This is a genomic window from Vibrio sp. 2130-1 (genome assembly GCF_033339515.1).
Window position 1 is genome coordinate 1 of the sequence record NZ_JAWOUT010000404.1, and the last position, 633, is coordinate 633.

At 44.7% G+C, this 633-nt stretch carries 1 protein-coding gene; it reads right to left on the bottom strand.

All coding sequences use genetic code 11. From position 1 onward, the window contains the following. Window positions 1–486: amidohydrolase family protein (locus R7Q09_RS26490; protein WP_318143986.1), on the bottom strand; the 486-nt coding region annotated here is incomplete at its 3' end. Window positions 487–633 lie beyond the last annotated feature (147 nt).

Here is a 633-nt window from a genome sequence, read left to right on the forward strand (position 1 = left end):
TTGGGCGTCGTCGTAACCAAAACCTAAAATCCATCCGGTTTTCTCAATGAATAGGCGTTGCGTATTATTGTTCTCGGCATTTTTCAGAGTTTCGATGATTTTCGCAACGGTATCGGCTTCGCCATCAGGAGATGGTAGTACGTTTGCGACCATGGCTTGTAGACCAACGCCATACACATGACTGTGCGGATCAACAAAGCCAGGCAACATAGTTTTGCCTTTTAAGTCGACCAACTGTGTTTTACCGAACTTGTGTTCCATCGCTCCATCTTTGCTGCCGACATAAATGATTTTCTTGCCTAATGTCGCGACGGCTTCGGCGTACTCTGGCTTATCGCCTGCCATGGTTAGGATGTCGCCACCATAATAAATTTTGTCTGCGGCGGTTACTTTGAGTGGCTCGGCGACGGCTTCTTTAGCTTCTTCAGAAAAACACCCCGTTAAAGCAAGCCCAGATAGGGCAATGGGGATCCAGTTTTTGTTCATCGGTCATCTCCATACAGAGTAAGTTTTTTGCCTATTGCTCCCATCTCAATGAGTTTGAGAACTCAATAGGTCACATTCACTTTAGTTCATATTGAAGGAGGATTATCAACAAGATTAAAGACTTTCAATCAAGCGCAAGTTATACCT